10 protein-coding genes are annotated in these 14,559 nt (G+C 73.6%); 6 read left to right on the top strand and 4 right to left on the bottom strand.

Features of this window, described 5'->3' with window-relative positions:
- The first annotated feature begins 488 nt into the window (after nt 1–488).
- Nucleotides 489–4,193 carry an ATP-binding cassette domain-containing protein gene (locus ABZV00_RS27400; protein WP_355611049.1) on the top strand — a complete coding sequence of 1,235 codons (3,705 nt, stop codon included), beginning with the start codon at nt 489–491 and terminating at the stop codon, nt 4,191–4,193.
- A gap of 46 nt (nt 4,194–4,239) precedes the next feature.
- Here the strand turns inward: ABZV00_RS27400 and ABZV00_RS27395 are convergent, their stop codons facing one another.
- The 4 genes from ABZV00_RS27395 to ABZV00_RS27380 all read right to left on the bottom strand — a co-directional run bounded on the left by ABZV00_RS27395 (nt 4,240) and on the right by ABZV00_RS27380 (nt 8,581).
- Entirely contained in the window at nt 4,240–5,307 is a 1,068-nt protein-coding gene (locus ABZV00_RS27395; RefSeq protein WP_355611046.1) for an NADH:flavin oxidoreductase/NADH oxidase, read from the bottom strand.
- A gap of 70 nt (nt 5,308–5,377) precedes the next feature.
- The gene (locus ABZV00_RS27390; protein ID WP_328426352.1) at nt 5,378–6,682 is read right to left on the bottom strand and encodes a dicarboxylate/amino acid:cation symporter; all 1,305 of its coding nucleotides are present in this window, start codon (nt 6,680–6,682) and stop codon (nt 5,378–5,380) included.
- A 224-nt stretch (nt 6,683–6,906) separates the two neighbouring features.
- Complete coding sequence (locus ABZV00_RS27385) at nt 6,907–7,623, bottom strand: DUF998 domain-containing protein (RefSeq protein ID WP_355611044.1); 717 nt, start codon at nt 7,621–7,623, stop codon at nt 6,907–6,909.
- On the bottom strand, nt 7,616–8,581 hold the full coding sequence (locus ABZV00_RS27380) for a glutathione S-transferase C-terminal domain-containing protein (RefSeq protein ID WP_355611041.1): 966 nt from the start codon (nt 8,579–8,581) through the stop codon (nt 7,616–7,618). The genes ABZV00_RS27385 and ABZV00_RS27380 overlap by 8 nt, the downstream gene beginning before the upstream one ends.
- Nucleotides 8,582–8,687: 106 nt before the next feature.
- Between ABZV00_RS27380 and pcaF the strand changes: the two genes are divergently transcribed.
- The 5 genes from pcaF to ABZV00_RS27355 all read left to right on the top strand — a co-directional run bounded on the left by pcaF (nt 8,688) and on the right by ABZV00_RS27355 (nt 14,383).
- Nucleotides 8,688–9,893 carry a 3-oxoadipyl-CoA thiolase gene (gene pcaF / locus ABZV00_RS27375; protein ID WP_355611038.1) on the top strand — a complete coding sequence of 402 codons (1,206 nt, stop codon included), beginning with the start codon at nt 8,688–8,690 and terminating at the stop codon, nt 9,891–9,893.
- A gap of 150 nt (nt 9,894–10,043) precedes the next feature.
- A complete protein-coding gene (locus tag ABZV00_RS27370; RefSeq protein WP_328424609.1) occupies nt 10,044–10,856 on the top strand; it encodes an SAM-dependent methyltransferase in 813 nt (270 codons plus the stop codon).
- Nucleotides 10,857–10,860: 4 nt separating this feature from the next.
- On the top strand, nt 10,861–13,026 hold the full coding sequence (locus ABZV00_RS27365) for an EAL domain-containing protein (protein WP_355611035.1): 2,166 nt from the start codon (nt 10,861–10,863) through the stop codon (nt 13,024–13,026).
- A 43-nt stretch (nt 13,027–13,069) separates the two neighbouring features.
- Complete coding sequence (locus ABZV00_RS27360) at nt 13,070–13,570, top strand: DUF456 domain-containing protein (RefSeq protein ID WP_355611033.1); 501 nt, start codon at nt 13,070–13,072, stop codon at nt 13,568–13,570.
- Nucleotides 13,571–13,636: 66 nt separating this feature from the next.
- Nucleotides 13,637–14,383, top strand: coding sequence for an MBL fold metallo-hydrolase (locus ABZV00_RS27355; protein ID WP_355611031.1), 747 nt, complete (start codon nt 13,637–13,639; stop codon nt 14,381–14,383).
- The last annotated feature ends 176 nt before the right edge of the window (nt 14,384–14,559 follow it).

Here is a 14,559-nt window from a genome sequence, read left to right as displayed (position 1 = left end):
TCACAGGTATCACGCCAACAACAGCGACCGACCCGAAGACGAGGGCTCGGGTTGGGGCTGAGGGCTGGGGCCGCGTTCAGGGCGATCGGGACAGACGGCGACCATCGACGCGACGGTGACCGCCGACAGGTCTGGGGCCCGCCCTGCCCGGCGCGGGGGTCAAGCCTGACCGCCCGGAGCCGGGATCGCCTGGGTCGAGCGCGAGAAGCGGCCGGCGGCGCGCGTACCACGGCAGTCCCACGTCCCACCGCATCCCGCACGGACGTGGCCCGGAAGCCCGCCCACCCGGTCAGGTCCCGCACCGGCCGAGCACGGAAACCGGACGGCGTGGATGCCCGATGATGACCGGGATCACAGGTTCCACAGATCGCGAGTTCGGACCGGTTGACCGGCCCGGAAGCCCTGCTCAGAGACGGTAAATCGGTTGAGTTGACCGGTTCCGTACCGGCACGCTGGGTTCGCCGCCACCCACGTCCGGAGGGACACCAATGCGCCTGCTCCGTGATCTGTGGGGCACCTCGACACGTCGGATGACGATCGTGGCCGTCCTGATCGTGCTCGGCGCCGCCGGTCAGGCGGGCGCGTCGGCGCTGGCCGGCGCGGTGCTGGTGCACCGCTCGGCCGGCTTCTTCGCCGTGCTGGCCGCGGCGCTGGTCGCCGTGGTGCTCAGCGACCTCGCGGTGAGCCTGCTGATGGCCGGCCTGACCGCCGACTGGTCCGCCGACGTGCGCCGCCGGCTCTGCCGCGTCGCCCTCGGGCAGGACCTGCCCACCCTGGAGACCACCCCGGTGGGCGAGCTGCTCGACCGCATCGACGGGGACGTCTACCAGGTGGCGTCGGCGATCCGTAACCAGGGCACCCGGCTCGCCCAGGGCCTCTGCGTCGGCCTGTTGTCGATGGTCGTCGCGCTGGTCGTGTGGTGGCCGGCCGGGATCGCGATGCTGCTGCTCACGGTGGTGCTCGCGGTCGGACTGCGCCGGCCCACGACGCGGATCGGGCCGGCCCGGATGGCCGAGGAGGAGGCATGGTCGGACCTGGCCGCCGTGATGGAGGAGGCGGTGCACGGCCAGGATGACGTACGGACCAGCCTGGCCCGGCCGTACGTACTGCGGCTGTACGCCCGGCGGGCCGCTGCCGTGCTGTCCCGGGGCCACCTGGTCTGGGTGTTGTCCGCGCGGGTGGCCACGGCCGCCACCGCGACGATCCGGGCTGGCATCGGCGTGGTGGTGCTCGGCGGGGCCTGGGCGTTGGCCACCGACCGGGTCGACGCTGCCCGGCTCACCGCCATCTGGCTGCTCGCCCTGGCTTTCGGGGCCACCGCGGAACACGTCAGCCGGATGGTGCCGGAGATCCAGGAGGCTCTCGGCGCGTGGGCCCGGGTGCAGTTGCTCCAGAAGGCCCGGCAGGAGCCCGTCGGCGGGGCCAGCCCGACCGAGGGTGACCTGCGTATCCGCGAGCTGACGTTCGGGTACCAGGTGAGCGGCCCGGAGAGCGGCCGGGGGGCGGCGCTGCGCGGGCTCAGCCTCACCTTCGCGCGCGGGCGCTCGTACGCGCTGATCGGGCGGACCGGTTCGGGCAAGTCGACTCTGGCGAAGGTGCTCACCAGGGCCGTTGACGTGCCGCCGGGAACGGTCTTCCTCGGCGGCACCGACCTGTGCGACCTCGACGTCGAGCAGTTGCGCCGCTGGGTGGCACTGGTACCGCAGCGCACCGAGATCCTGGCCGGCACGCTCGCCGAGAACGTCGCACTCTTCGACCCGGAGCTGCTCGACGCCGCAGCCCGAGCGCTGAACGAGCTGGGCCTGGCCGGCTGGATCGCCGAGCTGCCGGACGGGTTGGCGACCCGGCTGGGGGAGGGCGGGCACGTGCTCTCCGCCGGTCAGGAGCAGTTGGTGGCGTTCGCCCGGATCCTGGTCCGTGACCCGCATGTGGTGATCCTCGACGAGGCCACCGCGCGGCTGGACCCAGTCACCGAGGCGCGGGTGCAGCGGGCCACCGAACGACTGCTGCTAGACCGGATCGGGATCGTTATCGCCCACCGACTCTCCTCGGTGCGCCGCTGCGACGAGGTCGTGGTGCTGGCCGACGGCGCGGTGGTCGAGGCCGGCCCGCTGGAGACGTCGACACGCTTCGCCGAGCTGCTGGCGACCAGTCACGCCGCCGCGTACGCCGCAGCGGCGCCGGCCGGCCGCGCCGGCGCCGGCACCGACCTGCTGGTCGGCCCCGACCCGGCCAACGCTTGGCCGAGCGAGCCGGCGAGCGCACCGGCTGAGCCGGTTGGAACGAGCACGCCGGCCGAGCCGGTCGGAACGAGCACGCCGGTCGGGCCGGTCGGAACGAGCACGCCGGTCGGGCCGGTTGGAACGAGCACGCCGGCCGGGCCGGTTGGGCCGGTCGAGCCGAGTGGGCCGATCGGGCCGATCGGGCCGGTCGGAACGAGCGCGCCGATTGGGCTGGTCGAGCCGACTGGGCCGGTCGGGCCGACCCGTGCAGACCCGCCGCCACTGCCGCCCGTACCGCCGGCTCGGACGCTGCGCGAGATCTTCCGACTCTGTACCAACGATCCCCGGTACGGGCTGGCCGCGATCGGGCTGTTCCTCGGGCTCAGCCTGCTGGGGCTGGACGGCCCGGTGCTGCCCTGGCTCTGGGCCGACGTGGTCGACGGGACCGGCAACCCGTACCTGCCGGCGGTGGGGATCGCGGCCGGGCTGCTGGTCACCCTGCCGCTGCCGTACTACACCCACGTCTGGTTCCCCCAGTGGTGGGTGCGGCAGATGTTGCGGATCGGCCTGCGCCTGGTGCACGGCCAGACCGGGCCGCGCCGGGTCAGCTCGCACACCCCGGCCGAGGTGGTGGCGCAGGGCGGCGACACCGAGCGGGTGGTCCAGCTCGCCGACAACGTGCTGGACCAGGCCGTCGCGCTGGTCCTGGTGGTCGCCATGACGGCGGTCACCGGCAGCGTCGTACCGGGGCTGTTCTTCCTCGGCACGATGGTCGTCTCCGGGCTGGCCGCGACGCTGTTCGGGCCGAAGCTCGAGCGTGCGGCCCGGGCGACGGTGGCGGCGCGGGCTGCCTTCGCCACCGCGCTGGTCTCCGCGCTCTCCGCGGCGCGGACGGTGAAGCTCGCCGGCGCGACCGCGGCGGTGCTACGTCACCTTGCGGACCTGGATGTGGTGCGCAGCGACCGGCAGCGGCGGGAGATCTCGGTGCAGGTGTGGTCGCGCTCCACACCGTCGGTCGCCAGCGGGCTGTTGCCGATCGGCGCGTGGGCGCTCTATCTGAATGGCGGACTCTCCGCCGGGGCGGTGCTGGTGGCCGTCTCCACCCTGGGCGCGGCCCGCTGGTTCGCCTGGACGACGGCGTCGTTGATCTCCCAGCTGCCCTCTGCGCGGGTCTGGACCCGACGCACGGTGGCGATGACCGGGGTGAACGCGTACTCCGCGGGGGTGCCGGCGGTCGATCTGGCCGCCGGGACGGCGCCCGCGCCGAGTATGCCGCCCCGGCATCCGCTGCGCCGGCTGGAGCTGCGCGGCTTCGGGGTGGTGCACTCCGACGGCGCGGTCGCCGTCCGGGATGTGGACCTGGCCGTGCAGCGCGGGCAGTTGGTGCTGGTCGTCGGGCCGGTCGGCTCGGGCAAGTCGTCGCTGTTGCGGGCGTTGGCCGGGATCGTGCACCACACCGGTGAGCTGTCCTGGAACGGCGACCCGGTCACCGAGCCGGAGTTGTTCCTGCGCCCCAACCAGGTCGGCTACGTCGGCCAGTTGCCCCGGGTGCTCTCCGGCACGGTGGCCGACAACATCGCGCTCGGCCACCAGGTGGACGCGGCCGGGGCGGTCACCACCGCCCAGCTCGACCACGACCTGGCCGCTGCCGGCGGTGGGCTGGGCCTGCTCATCGGGCACAAGGGCACCCGGCTCTCCGGCGGCCAGCTGCAACGGCTGGCGCTGGCCCGGGCGCTGGCGCCGCGTACCGAGCTGCTGGTCGCCGACGACGTGTCGTCGGCGCTGGACGTCACCACCGAGCTGGCGCTGTGGCAGGCGCTGCGCGCGCACGGGGTGACCGTGGTCGGCTCGACCGCGAAGCGCGCCGCGTTGGTCCGCGCCGATCACGTGGTGGTGCTGCTCGGCGGCACGGTGGCGGCCCAGGGGACCTGGCGGGACCTGGAGGGCGACTGGTCGCACCTGGCTGGCTGACGGTGGGGCGGCCGCCCGGCACGGCAGCCGCCCCACCGGCAGGGGGTCAGGCGGCGCGGGCGTACTGGGCGGGCCCGGTGTACGTGACGCCGAGTTTGGCGGCGGCGCGGCGCGGCCAGTACGGGTCGCGCAGCAGCTCCCGGCCGAGCAGCACCAGGTCGGCCTCGCCACCGGCGACGATCTGCTCGGCGTGCTCCGGCTCGACGATCAGGCCGACGGCGCCGGTCGGTACGCCGGCCTCGCGGCGGATCCGGGCGGCCAGCGGCACCTGGTAGCCGGGGCCCAGCGGGACGCGCGCGTCCGGGTGTGCGCCGCCGGAGGAGGCGTCGACGAGGTCCACGCCGGCGCCGGCCAGCTCGGCGGCGAGCACGACGCTGTCCTCGGCCGTCCAGCCGCCCTCGACCCAGTCGGTGGCGGAGATCCGGGTGAGCACCGGCACGGTCTCGCCGACCGTCGCGCGTACCGCGCGGGCCACCTCCAGGGTGAGCCGCATGCGGCCGGCCCGGTCACCACCGTAGGAGTCGGTGCGGTGGTTGGTCAGCGGCGAGAGGAACTCGTGGAGCAGGTAGCCGTGCGCGGCGTGGATCTCCACGGCGGCGAAGCCGGCGTCCAGCGCCCGCCCGGCGGCGGTGGCGAAGGCCTCGACCACGCCGGCGATCCCGGCCGCGTCGAGGGCGGTCGGCACCCGGTAGTTGGCGACGAACGGCTCCGCCCCGGGACCGACCGGCGTCCAGCCGCCCTCGGCGTCCGGCACGCCGCCGCGGGTCTGGGCCCACGGTCGGTAGGTGGAGGCCTTGAAGCCGGCGTGCGCGAGCTGCACGGCGGGCACCGCGCCCTGGCCGGCGACGAACGCGGTCACCGGCCGCCACGCGTCGACATGCGCGTCGGACCACAGCCCGGTGTCCTGCGGGCTGATCCGGCCCTCGGGCAGCACGGCGGTCGCTTCGGTCAGCACCAGCCCGACCCCGCCGACCGCGCGCGTGCCGAGGTGGATCAGGTGCCAGTCGGTGGGCAGACCGTCCGGGCCGGCGGAGTACTGGCACATCGGCGCCATGGCGATCCGGTTGGGCAGCGTCACCGCGCGCAGGGTCAGCGGCGTGAACAGGGAGCTCATCTCGTCATCCTCTCAAGAACCGACGACGGGCCCCTCGGATGAGAGGCCCGCCGCTGGTGGTGCGAACTGGTCAGGCGGGGACGGGGCTGAGCTCGTCCTGCCGGTCGGGCCGGGTGTTCGCGACCGGCTCCGGGTCGGTCAGGTCCCGCCGGCCGGCGGATTCGTACGCGGCCCGGTCGAGGGTGCCCTCGCGGGCAGCGACGACGGTCGGCACCAGGGCCTGCCCGGCCACGTTGGTGGCGGTCCGGATCATGTCGAGGATCGGGTCGATGGCCAGCAGCAGGCCGGCGCCGGCCAGCGGCAGGCCCAGCGTGCTCAGGGTGAGGGTGAGCATCACGATCGCGCCGGTCAGGCCGGCGGTGGCCGCCGAGCCGACCACCGAGACGAAGGCGATCAGCAGGTAGTCGGTGATGCCGAGGTCCACGCCGAACACCTGGGCCACGAAGATCGCGGCGAGTGCCGGGTAGATCGCGGCGCAGCCGTCCATCTTCGTGGTGGCGCCGAACGGCACCGCGAACGAGGCGTACTCGCGGGGCACGCCGAGCCGCTCGACGGAGCGCTGGGTCACCGGCATGGTGCCCACCGAGGAGCGGGACACGAAGGCCAGCTCGATCGCCGGCCAGGCGCCGGCGAAGAAGCGCAGCGGGTTGAGCCGGCCGGCGAGGATCAGCACCAGCGGGTAGACCACGAACAGCACGATGGCGCAGCCGACGTAGACGGCGGTGGTGAACTTGGCCAGCGGGGCCAGCAGGTCCCAGCCGTACGAGGCGACGGCGTTGCCGATCAGGCCGAGGGTGCCGATCGGGGCGAGTCGGATGACCCACCAGAGCGCCTTCTGGACGATCTCCAACAGCGAGCGGTTCAGCGCCACGAACGGCTCGGCGGCCTCGCCGACCAGCAGCGCCGCCGCACCGACCACGAGGGCGAGGAAGACGATCTGCAGGACGTTGCCCTCGACGAACGCGCCGACCGGGTTGGTGGGCACGATGCCGGTGAGGAAGTCGGTCCAGGAGCCGGTGTTCTTCGGCGGTGCCGCGCCACCCAGGTCGAGGGTCACGCCCTTGCCCGGGTTGGTGAGCAGGCCGAGGCCGATGCCGATGCCCACCGCGATCAGCGCGGTGATGCCGAACCACAGCAGGGTCTTCAACGCGAGCCGGGCAGCGTTGGCCACGCCGCGCAGGCTGACCACGCTGACCACGATGGCGGTGAAGACCAGGGGCGGCACGGCCAGCTTGAGCAGCTGGATGAAGAGGCCGCCGACGGTGTGCAGGGTGCTGGTCAGCCAGCTCAGGTCGTTGGTGCGGGCCAGGAAGCCGAGCGCCACGCCGAGCACGAGGCCGAGCAGGATCTGCACGGAGAAGGGAATTTTGCGCAGGCCGAAAGGCATGTGGGTCTGTCCAATTGTCTGGTCCGGGCGGGGTAGGCGGGAGAGTGCGGCTACGCCGGACAGACGCCGCTGGCCTGCAGTCGGAGATCGACGTACAGGCGGACGGTGAGGCCCCAGACATTGGTCATCGCCGACCAACGTTACGCCGGTCCTTCTCCTGGGTGGAAGGACCGTTGATCGTGAGGCTCCTTACAGTCGCCGCCGCTGCGTGCTCAGCGGCGGGCCAGGGCCAGCACGGTGGCGGTGGCCAGGCCCCACAGCACCGCGAGCGCCAGGATCAGCCGTTCCAGCACGCCCACCACCTCGCCCCGACCGACGAGGAGCATGGCCAGCCCCACCGTGGCGCAGAGCGGCAGGGCCAGCGCGGCCGCCCCGCCGGCCAGCCAACGTGCCGCCCGGCCGGCCGGGCCGGCCAGGGCGAGCGCGACCATCGCGAGGACCACCGCCGCGGTCGCCGCGATGCTCGCTCCGCCGTGCACCAGGTCCGCCACCGTGGCTCGCTCGAACGGCGGCAGCGGACAGCCGGCGGAGCAGGTCACCGCCCCGGACACGGCGGTGCACACGGCACTGACGGCGAGCAGCGCCGGCGCAGCCCGCGCCCCGGCGAGGAGCGCTGGCGCCGCCCGCACCCAGGGGGGCAGTGCTGGCGCGGCCCGCACCTCGGCAGGCAGCGCGGCGGCGAGCAGCAGGAGCGCGCCGGCCAGTGCGAGGACCCCGATCCGGTACGTCGCGGCGTGGCCGCTGCCGGCGATGCCCGCCTCGCTGACGTACCCGGTGAGCCCCGGACCGGGACCGGCGACCACGGCGACCGTCACCGCGACCGCGCCGGCCAGCGCGCAGCCGGCGGCGGCCGACGCGGCGACCCGGCGCGCGACGTCCGCGTGGACGGCGGGCGCGGTCGTGGTGCCGGGCCGACCCGGCTCAGCCACGCCCGTGCGGCGTGGTCCAGCCGGACTGGTCGGGCCCGAGCGGCACGATGGCGCTCGGGTTGATCTCCCGGTGGGTGCCGTAGTAGTGCCGCTTGATGTGGTCGAAGTCCACCGTCTCGCCGAAGCCCGGGGTCTGGAACAGGTCCCGGGCGTACGCCCAGAGCACCGGCATTTCGGTCAACTTGTGCCGGTTGCACTTGAAGTGTCCGTGGTACGCGGTGTCGAAGCGGACCAGCGTGGTGAACAGCCGCACATCGGCCTCGGTGATCGCGTCGCCCATCAGGTAGCGCTGCCCGGCCAGCCGCTCGGAGAGCGCGTCCAGCCGGGCGAACAGCGCCCGGAACGCCTCGTCGTACGCCTCCTGGGAGGTGGCGAACCCGCACCGGTACACGCCGTTGTTGACGTCGGTGTGGATCTCGGCCATCAGCGCGTTCATCTCGGGGCGCAGCTCGATCGGGTACAGGTCCGGCGCGTCCGGGGCGTGCAACCGCCGCCACTCGGTGGAGAAGTCCAGGGTGAGCTGCGGGTAGTCGTTGGTGACCACCCGACCGGTCAGCGTGTCGACCAGCGCCGGCACGGTCACCCGGCCGGTGTAGTCCGGGTCGGTGGCCAGGTACGCCTCGGAGAGGAAGCTGACGCCGAGGACCGGGTCGAAGCCGTCCGGGTCGAGGGCGAACGCCCAGCCCCGCTCGTCCCGGATCGGGTCGACGGTGCCCAGCGAGATCGCGTCGTCCAGCCCGAGCAGACCGCGCACGATCCGGGCGCGGTGCGCCCACGGGCAGGCGCGGCACCAGATCAGCCGGTAGCGGCCAGCCTCCAGCGGCCAGCGGTCCTGCTCGTCGGGGCCGCCGCCGGGCGGGGAGGTCGAGTCCGGGGTGACCCGGCCAGTGAACCGGTTGGCTTGACGGACGAACGTGCCACCGCCGCTGGTCTCTGCGCTGAACTGGGCCCGGGCCATGCCGTCAACCTATCCGGTGTCGGCGCGGATATCCTGGCGCTCGGTAGCCCGCAAGACCCCAGCGGGTGCCTCCACCCCCGCCGTCTCCACCCCCGAAGGACTCGCGATGACCGTGGCATACCTGGTGGCCGGTGTCCGTACCCCGATCGGCCGCTACGCCGGCGCGCTGGCCGGCGTCCGCCCCGACGACCTGGCCGCGCACGTGATCCGCGAGTTGGTCGCCCGCCACCCGTCGGTGGACTGGGCCCGGGTGGACGACGTCGTGCTCGGCTGCGCCAACCAGGCCGGCGAGGACAACCGCAACGTGGCCCGGATGGCGGCGCTGCTGGCCGGCCTGCCCGAGCAGGTACCGGGCAGCACGGTCAACCGGCTCTGCGGCTCCGGGCTGGACGCCCTCGGCACCGCCGCCCGGTCCATCGTGGCCGGGGAGGCGGAGCTGGTGGTCGCGGGCGGGGTGGAGAGCATGAGCCGGGCGCCGTTCGTCATGCCGAAGGCGACCTCGGCGTACTCCCGCTCGGCGGAGGTGTACGACACCACCCTGGGCTGGCGGCTGGTCAACCCGCTGATGCGGGACGGCTGGGGGGTCGACTCGATGCCGGAGACCGCGGAGAACGTGGCCGCCGAGTACGGCGTCGGCCGGGCCGAGCAGGACGCGTTCGCGTACCGCTCGCAGCAGCGTGCCGCCAAGGCGCAGGCCGACGGCCGGTTCGCCGAGGAGATCGTGCCGGTCTCCGTGCCGGCCGGCCGGCGGGAGACCCGGCTGGTCGAGGTCGATGAGCACCCCCGCGAGACCTCGCTGGAGAAGCTGGCCGCGCTGCCCACCCCGTTCCGGGAGGGCGGCACGGTGACCGCCGGTAACTCGTCGGGCGTCAACGACGGCGCGGTCGCGCTGCTGGTGGCCAGTGAGGCCGCGGTGGCCCGCTACGGCCTCACCCCGCTGGCCCGCATCGGTGGTGCGGCGGCGGTCGGCGTGCCACCCCGGATCATGGGGATCGGGCCGGTGCCGGCCACCCGCAAGCTGCTCGACCGGGTCGGCGTCGAGCTGGGCGCGGTGGACGTGATCGAGCTGAACGAGGCGTTCGCCGCGCAGTCGGTGGCGGTGCTGCGCGAGCTGGGGCTGCCCGTGGACGCCGAGCACGTCAACCCGAACGGCGGCGCCATCGCGCTGGGGCACCCGTTGGGTGCCAGCGGGGCACGGCTGGCGTTGACCGCCGCGCTGGAGCTGCGCCGTCGCGGTGGCCGCCGGGCACTGGCCACCATGTGCATCGGGGTCGGGCAGGGCATCTCGCTGCTGCTGGAGTCTGCCGCCTGAGCGCGGAAAGAGCGTGAAGGGATCTCCCGAACGCGGGAGTCAGCGGCCTAGAGTGGTCCACACCACACGACCCGCGGGTCGGCCGGGGGGCGCGGGCACGCCGACGCCGGTGCCGTCCCGCGCCGCGGCGATGAACTGGGGAGCACGCTGATGCCGGACGGACTGCCGACCGAGATCGATCTGACCAGGCCGAGCGCGGCCCGGGTGTACGACTATTTCCTGGGCGGGGCGCACAACTTCGAGATCGATCGGCAGTTGGCCGAGCAGATCGCCAGCATGACCCCGAACCTCGCCGCCACCATGCGCTCCGGCCGGGAGTTCCTGCGCCGTGCCGTCCGGGCGCTGCTCGATGCCGGCATCGACCAGTTCCTCGACATCGGCTCCGGAATTCCCACCGTGGGCAACGTGCACGAGGTGGCCCAGGGGGCGAACCCCAAGGCCCGCGTGGTCTACGTCGACATCGACCCGGTGGCCGTCGCGCATAGCCGGGAACTGCTCGCCGGCAACGAGCTGACCGGGGTGATCCACTCCGACCTGCGGGAGCCGGAGCGGATCCTCGCCGAGACCCGGCAGCTCGGGCTGATCGACTTCAGTCGACCGATGGGCATCCTGCTGGCCGGGGTGGTGCACTTCATCCCGGACGCCGACCGGCCCGAGGACATCCTGGCCACCCTGCGGGCCGCCGCCGCGCCCGGCAGCTTCCTGGTCATCTCGCACTCCACCTTCGAGGACCAACCGCAGGAGATGCTGGACGCCCAGCGGCTCTCCGCGCGGACGGACACCGAGATCACGTTGCGGTCCCGCGCGCAGGTCACCGGCTTCTTCGGCGACTGGACGGTCCTCGAACCGGGCGTGGTGCACATGCCGCTGTGGCGCCCCGACTCACCGTCGGATGTGGACGAGCACCCGGAGCGGTTCGGCGCCTTCGGGGCGGTCGCCCGGTACGACCAGCCCGCCGGCTGATCCGGTGGCCGCCGTCCCGGATCCCGTCGGGGTCGACGTCGGCCGTGCCGATGCCCAGGGCTACGCCGCCGACTGGGCCCGCGCGGTACGCCGCCTCGGTTTCGTGCCGCTCAGCGCGGCCGAGACCGAACGGCTGCTGCTGGTGCACACGGTTCAGATGGCCCAGGCGGTGCTGGCCGAGCCGTTCTCCGCCCGGCCCGCCGAGGAGATCGGGCGGGCACTGGTGGAGGCGCACCTCACCGAGCCTGGCGCCCTGGAGTGGTCGTTGCGCGCCCTCGGTGACGACTTTCCCCGCCGTGTGCTGGCCGCCGACGACCGGCCGGCGGATCTGACCGAACGGATCGCGGCGGTACAGGGCGGGCTGGCCGCCGGGTTCGCCCGGGCGCTGCGCGACCGCACCTTCACCCAGCAGGAGCGGATCGCCCGGTCGGCCTGGCAGGCGCGTGACGAGGTGGAGCAGGCGCTGCGCGACAGCGAGGCGCGGTTCCGGGCAGTCTTCACCGGCGCCGCGATCGGGATCGGCATCGCCGACGTGGACGGCCAGATCATCGACGTCAACCAGGCGTTCGCCGACATGCTCGGCTATTCGGCCGAGGAGCTACGCGAGATCAACGTGGCGGCACTGTTCCACGCGGACGACGCCGTCGGGATGTGGGAGCTGTACCAGGAGCTGATCGAGGGCAAGCATGACTCGGTGCGGGTGGAGAAGCGCTACCACCGCAAGGACGGCAGCGTGGTCTGGACGGATCTGGCCGTCTCGCTGATCCGGTACGACGACGGCCGGCCCCGGTTCACCGTCGCGATGATCGAGGACATCACCCAGCGGTACGAGCTCCAGCAGCGACTGCGCTTCCAGGCGTTGCACGACCCACTGACCGGGCTGCCCAACCGGACGCTGTTCTTCGAGACATTGGGCAGGTTCCTCGACACCGCCCGGCCCGGGCAGCGGATCGGCGTGTGCTTCCTCGACCTGGACGGCTTCAAGGCGATCAACGACAGCCTCGGCCACGACTTCGGTGACCGGCTGTTGGTGATGATCGGCCGGCGGCTGGCCGAGTGCGTTGCCGACCACGGCCACCTGGTCGCCCGGATGGGCGGCGACGAGTTCGTCATCCTGGTCGACGGCGGAGACGACATCGACGACGCGGTGGCCGTGGCGGAGGCCGCGTTGGCCGCCGTCGCCGCCCCCGTGCACGTCGACGACCAGCAGCTGGCCGTCTCAGCCAGCGTGGGCATCGTGGAGTGCCCGGCCGGGGAGACCACCGCCTCGGAGCTGATGAAGGCCGCGGACACCACGCTCTACTGGGCCAAGGCGGCGGGCCGGGGCCGGTGGGCGGTCTACGACCCGGAGCGCAGCGCCCGGGACCTCGCCCGGTCGGCGCTGGTCGCCGGGCTGCCGGCGGCACTGGACCGGGGCGAGTTCGTGCTGCACTACCAGCCGATCGTGTCGCTGCTGGAGGGCAGCATGCTCGCGGTGGAGGCGCTGGTCCGCTGGCAGCACCCGGAGCTGGGTCTGATCGGGCCGGACCGGTTCATCGGCCTGGCCGAGGAGACCGGCCTCATCGTGCGGCTCGGTGAGTGGGTGCTGCGGCGGGCGTGCCGCGACGCCGAGCGGTGGCGGCGGGAGTTCCCCGACGCCCGGCTGGTGGTCAGCGTCAACCTGGCCGCCCGACAGGCCGACGACCCGGCGATCGTGGAGACCGTGGCCGACGTGCTGCGCACCAGCGGGCTGCCGGCGGAGCTGCTCCAGTTGGAGCTGACCGAGAGCGCCGTGATGGGCAGCGCCGGTGAACCGCTGCGCAGCCTGCACCGGCTCGCCGCGCTGGGCATCCGGCTGGCGGTGGACGACTTCGGCACCGGGTATTCGAACCTGGCGTACCTGCGACGGTTGCCGATCCACTGTCTGAAGCTGGCCGGGCCGTTCGTCGAGGGCATCCGCGCCGACGGAACAGACATCGCGGCCGACCACCGCGACGAGCGGATCGTCGACGCGCTGGTCCGGCTGGCGCACGCGCTGGAGCTGTGGGTCACCGCCGAGGCGGTGGAGACCGGGGTGCAGGCGGAACGGCTGCGGGCACTGCGCTGTGACACCGGGCAGGGGCGGTACTTCGGCGCGCCGGCCCCGGCCGAGGCGATCACCGCCCGGCTGGGCGGCGGGGCGGCGGCGTGAGCCGGGGACCCGTCCGGCGGTGGCAACGGAAGAGGGCGGCGGCGTGAGCCTCACGGACTCGCAGACGGTGGTGACGGTGGTGGCCGCGCTCGCCATCGTGGCCGGGCTGGCCGGCGTGGTGGTGCCCGGCCTGCCGGCGCTGCCGCTGTGCTGGGGTGGGGTGCTGGTCTGGGCGATCTTCGGCGGCGCCGGCATGGGTGGCTGGGCGGTGTTCGCCATCGCCACGTTGGTCGCCGCGGCCGGAGTCGTGATCAAGTACGCGTGGCCCGGGCGGAACCTGAAACGCACCGGTGTGCCGACGTCCACGCTGCTCGCCGGTGGGGTGCTCGGCATCGTCGGGTTCTTCGTTGTGCCGGTCGTGGGGCTGGTGCTCGGTTTCGTCGCCGGGGTGTGGGCGGCGGAGCGGCTGCGGCTCGGTGACTCCAGACTGGCCTGGCCGTCCACCAAGCAGGCGGTCAAGGCCGCTGGTCTGTCGATGCTGGTCGAGTTCGCCGCCGGCCTGGTTATCGCCGCGCTCTGGCTGGCCGGCCTGCTACTGACGTGACCCGCGGCCCTCGGGCGGACGAGCTCGGGGCCGTGCGGCGGACCCGCGCCGGCTAGGGTCGGCTCCGTGCGCATCGTGGTGCTGGGCGGTCTTGGTGCCTGGCCTTCCGCCTGCCAGGGGTGTGCTGGCTTCGTGGTCGAGCACCAGGGCTTTCGGCTGCTGATCGATCCTGGCTACGCAACCCTGCAACCGCTGCTGACCCGGCTGAACGCCTCGGCGGTCGACGCGGTCTACGTCAGCCACGGCCATCCCGACCACTGCGCCGACCTGCAGCCATTGCTGCGGGCAAGGGTGTTGCCAGACCGGTCCGCCCCGGCCCTGCCGGTGTACGCGCCCACCGGCAGCCTCGACCCGCTGCTCGCGATCGACGAGTCAGGGCTCATCGACACGGCGTACCGACTGCACGAGTTCACCCCCGGCGACGGCTTCGACGTCGGTCCGTTCACCGTGCGGACCTGGTCGCTGCCGCACTGGGTGCCGAACGCGGGGGGCCGCTTCTCCGCTGGCGGGACGGTGCTGGCCTACACCGGGGACACCGGGCCGAGCCCGACGTTGGTCGAGTTGGCCCGCGACGCCGACCTGCTGATCGCCGAGGCGACGTACGTTGACCAGATCCCGGACCGGCATGTCGGATTCCTGTCGAGCGCCGCCGAGGTGGGTCGCTACGCCAGTGCGGCACGGACCAAAGAGGTCCTGCTGACGCACCTGTGGCCGGGCACGGAGCCCGACGCGGCGGTCGCGGCGGCGCGGCGGGCGTACCGCGGTCCGGTCGGCGTGGCTCGACCGGGCCTGGTGGTCGACCTGCCCGCTTGACGTGAGGGCTCGTTGTGGGGCGGCGGCGGGGGACACCCGTCGGGTACGGCGGAGCAGGCCGTACGTGAGAGAGAGGTGGGTGCCCCGCGCCGCCGCGGTGCCGGGCGGTCCGAGCGCCCGGAGGTGGACCCGTCGCGAACGGGCCTCGTCACGAGGTCAAGGATGCGCCCGGGCCG

This window comes from Micromonospora sp. NPDC005173 (genome assembly GCF_040608515.1).
Taxonomy (GTDB): Bacteria; Actinomycetota; Actinomycetes; order Mycobacteriales; family Micromonosporaceae; genus Micromonospora.
This window is presented reverse-complemented; position numbering and strand designations above follow the sequence as displayed.

Bases quoted from the DNA above. Each gene is read 5' to 3' on its own strand.
- ABZV00_RS27395 (WP_355611046.1), bottom strand. From the start codon at position 5,307: ATGAGCTCCCTGTTCACGCCGCTGACCCTGCGCGCGGTGACGCTGCCC.
- ABZV00_RS27380 (WP_355611041.1), bottom strand. From the start codon at position 8,581: ATGGCCCGGGCCCAGTTCAGCGCAGAGACCAGCGGCGGTGGCACGTTC.
- ABZV00_RS27370 (WP_328424609.1), top strand. From the start codon at position 10,044: ATGCCGGACGGACTGCCGACCGAGATCGATCTGACCAGGCCGAGCGCG.
- pcaF (WP_355611038.1), top strand. From the start codon at position 8,688: ATGACCGTGGCATACCTGGTGGCCGGTGTCCGTACCCCGATCGGCCGC.
- ABZV00_RS27400 (WP_355611049.1), top strand. From the start codon at position 489: ATGCGCCTGCTCCGTGATCTGTGGGGCACCTCGACACGTCGGATGACG.